The following is a 4,819-nucleotide window of genomic DNA, read 5'->3' on the forward strand; positions in this document are numbered from 1 at the left end:
GTTTTGATACCTGCTTCGCCAGTTAAATATTGCTGAACGACAGAGAGCTTGAATTGCGTTGAGTACTTGGACATAAAAACACCCCAAAAATATGGACGGGTGTCCAACTTTTGGGGTGCAGTTCATTGATGGGCTTTTTTTCGGTATAGATTTGCAAGTCTGGGGTGAACACACGGTTTGAATGTTCATCTGCCAGAACTACTCTTTAGTTATCCAAGCCGCTTTATCCATAGACCAGACCGCAGTATCCATCTCATACCAGCGCTCTGTGCCGCGATATTGCATGCCTAGTTTTTTCATAACATGGGCCGATCCATGATTATCCTGATGGCAGACGGCATATAAGGAGTCTGCTTCCAGTTTGTCAAAAGCAAATGCGGCCATCGCTTGTGCGGCTTCTGATGCATAACCCATCCCCCATTTGTCTTTACGCAGGCGCCAGCCTATTTCCAGAGGATTGGCCGGGTCACGCCCCAAGTGTTGTATGCAGCCTGCACCTATGATTTCATCGCTGTCGGTTTCGATGAAACTCCACCAGGAGAATCCGTATTCTATCCAGCGGGCCTTGACGCGCTCTATCATTGCCCGAGTTTCTGCAGGTGTCTCTGGTTTGCCTGTGATGTATTGCATGACTTCAGGCTGACTATTCATTTTGAACAGCCCGTCAAAATGGTGGTCGCTGATTGCTTCGAGGCGCAGGCGTGCAGTAGTCAGTATCGTCATGATCAGTTAAGACGCCATAGAATGATGGTTTAAATTTTGCGTGTTTCCTGATGGGCATCGAAAAAAGCCATCACAGGGCGGCAGGAGTTTTAAGCGATGACTTCTAAGTCTTCGAGCGGGTGTTCCATCGTGACATCGTTTTCGGTGGGGCGGCGGGCTATCCAGCGGACTTTGACCAGGCTTTTTGTTCCGCCAAGTGGCACAAACACATCCAGTACGTAGCCTTTGCGCCGGTCCAGCAGACGGCCAATTTCGGGTTTAAGGTACTGAATCTGGCTTCTGCGAAACTGAACCGTTTGTTTTACTTTAATCATCTTGCTCTTCTGTATATTTATTAATGGGCCCATGGCGCGGTAAAACATCATGGGCTTTGTGTCAGCTTTTTAAACGGTTGTTATTTTCTGTCTGTATGTAAGCATGACAAATATATTGATTGATGCCAATAGAATTTTGCGGGAGTGCCGCTTCAATTTTCAGCAAAAAACCCATCCTTGGATGGGTTTTTTTGTTTTATGGCTTGGTTTTTAAATAGGTTTCCAGCCACTGATCCTGCTCCCACAGCATTTGCATAATGGATTCGCGGGCGCGGTAGCCATGGCTTTCATTGGGCAGCATGACTAAGCGAGCTCTTGCGCCCAGGCCTTGCAGCGCCTGGTACATGCGCTCGCTTTGCACGGGGAAGGTGCCGGAATTGTTATCCATTTCGCCATGAATTAAGAGCAGCGGGTCTTTGATTTGATCTGCGAAATTAAAGGGGGCCATGGCCTGGTAGACGGGCTTGGCTTCCCAGAAATTACGGTCTTCGGATTGAAAGCCAAAGGGAGTCAGCGTGCGGTTATACGCGCCGGATCTGGCGATGCCTGCTTTAAACAGGCGGGTATGCGCCAGCAGATTGGCCGTCATAAATGCGCCGTAGCTATGGCCGCCGACGGCGATTTTATTACGATCGGCGACACCCAGCTTAACCACGGCATCCACTGCGGCTTCTGCATTCATGGTGAGCTGCGGCAGATAGTTATCGTTAGGCTCGGTTTTGCCTTCGCCCACTATCGGCATGGCGGGGTTGTCGAGCACGGCGTAGCCTCGGGCCAGTATGGCTTGCGGGCCGTTGTAGCTGATGCGGTTAAAGCGGTATGGCGATTCGCGCACCTGGCTGGCAAGCTTGGCGTTTTTAAATTCGCGCGGGTAGGCCCACATCAGCATGGGCAGCGGGCCATCGCGTTTTGCTTCGTAGCCTGCGGGCAGATAAAGCGTGGCATCCAGCATCACGCCATCTTTGCGTGGGTACTGGATTTTTTGCTTTTGCACGTCTTTAAGCTGCGGTGTGGGATGCGGGAATTGGGTGAGCGCACGGCTGCTGCCTGCCAGGTCTCGCAGGTAGAAGTTGGGCCTTTCGGCAGTGGCTTCGCGGCTGCTGATAAAGCGGTTCTCATCCAGCATCGCCACGGGGATTTCATAAAACGGGGCTTGCGATTGCCAGAGGCGTACTGATTTTTTGCTGGCTAATTCATAGCGGTCCAGAAAGGGCCGGTCGCCTTCCGGGCCAGCGCCTTCACCAATCAGATAAATAGCCTTGCCATCACTTTTAATGATGTTCTGGCCATAGGCGTTTTTTGCCAGCACCGGCTCGCCCGGGTCGGCATAGCGGTCTTCTGATTTGCGGGCGACCAGCAGCTCAGGCGCTTGCTCCGGGTGATCGGGGTGGATGCGCCAGGTGCGGGTATCGCGCGTTTTCCACCATGCTTCTTCAACCAGTGCCAGATCGCCACTTCCCCATTGCAGGGATGAGGCACGCCAGGCCAGCTCGATCAGCTTTTGTGGCGGGGCGGTGAAGGGCGCGCTTTGCTGGAAGATCGCATCGCGTGTTTTTGCTTCTGTCGCCGGATTGCCGCCATCTTGCGCTTCCAGCCAGGTGAGCGTGGCGGGCAGATCTTTGCGCCATGCAAAATCACGCGGCTCTTTGGATACGGCGTCGTTGCCCGGCGGGATACGATCTTGCAGCGGAAGTGCCACTGTTTTAAGCAGCTTGCCCTGCTTATTCCAAACCTCTACTGCCTGCGGGAAGTAGGAAACCGGCAGCAAATAGGAATAGGGGCGGCGCAGCGAGGTGGTCAGAATCAATTCACCATCAGGGGACGCGCTGGCGGCCAGCAGGGTCAGTGGCTGGGCGATTTTTTTGATTTCGCCTTTCAGGCTGACAGTAGCCAGCTGGCTTTGCAGATGCCAGTCGAGCAGATCGGCGTCGCTTGGTGTTTTCAGCATATCGGCGTAGGTGCGGATCGAGCTTTTAGCCCCTGGCTGGCTGTCCTGGGTATTAGGGCCACTGGGGGTGAGTGCCGCTGTGGGGGCTTTTCCAGCCGGCTTAAGCTGCACCAGTAATTGCTCGCTGGCGCTCAGCCAGCTAAAGCCTGCTCCGGCAATCGCGTTGATGGGCTCTTTAATCAAAGGCCTGGCGCTGGCTTGGGCCACATCAATCAGCCAAAGCTCCACGCCTGCATCGCCCCAGCGGCTGAAGGCAATCCAGCGCTCATTGGCCGACCATGCCGTATCTGCAATCCTTGCTTCCTTAGGCAGGCCGCTGATATTGCGGCTCAGTCCGGTTTTGATATCCAGCAGGCTGGCACCATTGGCAAAATCAAAGCGGCTTTGGCTGCTCATTCTTGGATTGATACGCAGGCCTGCGAGCTTTAACTCGGGCTGAGCCACATCGCTGATGGCGGGCAAACCCGGCATGCTGAGCAGCAGTGCCGTGCCGTGCTTAGGCCCAAGGCGGAATAAGGGGCCACGCGGGGCGTCGACAATGGCTTGCAATTCGGCTGGCGGGGTTTGATAGGCAGCCATGGTAAGAGGGCTCATCATCAGGGTAAGTAGCAAAAGTAGGCGCATAGGGTCTTTTTCAATAGCTTATGGGCGGGGCAATCGCTGCTTTGGGCAGGTTTTGCATCTTGTGCCCCACTGTAACACAGTGGTTTGTAAGTATATTGAAATAGTATCGGGTTGATATATTGACGCGTTTTAACACTGTTTGAACTTCATATTATTGCTTAGTTCTGTTTTGCGGGCCCGCTAATGGCAAGCGAATACGAAAGAGGCTGCCTTGGCCTGGTGTGCTGTTTAAGTCTATGTGGCCACCGTGGTCTGTGATGATTTTCCATGCCTGAGAAAGCCCAAGGCCTGTGCCGCTGCCTACGGGTCTGGTGGTGAAAAATGGCTCAAAAACCCTGGATTGCTGCTCTGGTGCTATGCCGCAGCCGTTGTCCTCAATTTCTATCCAAACCCAGTCCTGATTACAGCCTGTGCGCAGGTTGATTAATCCTTCTTCGCCAACGGCTTGTGAGGCATTCGTAAGCAGATTAAGAAAAACTTGATTGATCTCTGCTAAATGGCATTGCAGCAGCGGGATATTGCCATATTCGCGCCGGATGATGGTATCGGGGCGTAGCTTGCTTTGAATCATTTGCACCGTGCTTTCAAGGCCTTTGTGCAGATCCGCCATTCGCCAGCTTGTTTGTTCGATTTGAGAAAATTCTTTCAGATTTTGCACAATGTCCCTTACCCGCCGCAGCCCATCGCGGGATTCATTCAGCAGCTGCTGGCTGTCTTCCCGCAGATAGCTGATATCTTTTTTTTGATAAAGCTGCCGGATTGTTGAGAGGGTACCGGCGGGGAGTAGTGATTCGGCAGCGGTGTAGGCGTCGAGTACACTCAACAGATCGTTGATATATTCACCCATGATTCCTAAATTGGCGCTGACAAAGGCGATAGGGTTATTGATTTCGTGGGCAACACCCGCAGCTAACTGGCCGACTGAGGCCATTTTTTCACTGTGCAGCAGCTGGCTTTGGGTCTCTTGCAGTTTTTTGAGCAGGCTGTCCTGGGCTCGGTTGGCGCGCACCAGCTCGCGTTGTTTGTCGGCCAGCTCCTGATTTAAGGTGAGCACGGTTTGAATAAGCTGCTCGCTTTCTTTTACCTGATTATGTCTCTTGCTCAGTAACCCTTGATTTAGCCATTCGCGCGGCGTAAAGTGAACGAACGTTCTACTTTGCGGAGATGAATCATGCCCATCAATGGCATCCAGATGCAAAAAGGTTTGTCT

Annotated in this window: 4 protein-coding genes; all 4 read right to left on the minus strand. The window is 52.8% G+C overall.

Going from position 1 to position 4,819, the window contains the following annotated elements:
• Positions 1-198: 198 nt before the first annotated feature.
• On the minus strand, positions 199-723 hold the full coding sequence (locus tag CSQ88_RS21835; RefSeq protein WP_099400170.1) for a GNAT family N-acetyltransferase: 525 nt from the start codon (positions 721-723) through the stop codon (positions 199-201).
• Between the two features lie 89 nt (positions 724-812).
• Positions 813-1,037 carry a hypothetical protein gene (locus CSQ88_RS21840; RefSeq protein WP_099400171.1) on the minus strand — a complete coding sequence of 75 codons (225 nt, stop codon included), beginning with the start codon at positions 1,035-1,037 and terminating at the stop codon, positions 813-815.
• A 196-nt stretch (positions 1,038-1,233) separates the two neighbouring features.
• Complete coding sequence (locus CSQ88_RS21845) at positions 1,234-3,609, minus strand: S9 family peptidase (protein ID WP_218963176.1); 2,376 nt, start codon at positions 3,607-3,609, stop codon at positions 1,234-1,236.
• A 151-nt stretch (positions 3,610-3,760) separates the two neighbouring features.
• On the minus strand, positions 3,761-4,819 hold a 1,059-nt coding region (locus CSQ88_RS21850), incomplete at its 5' end, for an ATP-binding protein (RefSeq protein ID WP_257212725.1).

It is taken from the genome of Iodobacter sp. BJB302, assembly GCF_002735645.1.
GTDB lineage: Bacteria > Pseudomonadota > Gammaproteobacteria > Burkholderiales > Chitinibacteraceae > Iodobacter.

Bases quoted from the DNA above. Each gene is read 5' to 3' on its own strand.
- CSQ88_RS21835 (WP_099400170.1), bottom strand. From the start codon at position 723: ATGACGATACTGACTACTGCACGCCTGCGCCTCGAAGCAATCAGCGAC.
- CSQ88_RS21840 (WP_099400171.1), bottom strand. From the start codon at position 1,037: ATGATTAAAGTAAAACAAACGGTTCAGTTTCGCAGAAGCCAGATTCAG.
- CSQ88_RS21845 (WP_218963176.1), bottom strand. From the start codon at position 3,609: ATGCGCCTACTTTTGCTACTTACCCTGATGATGAGCCCTCTTACCATG.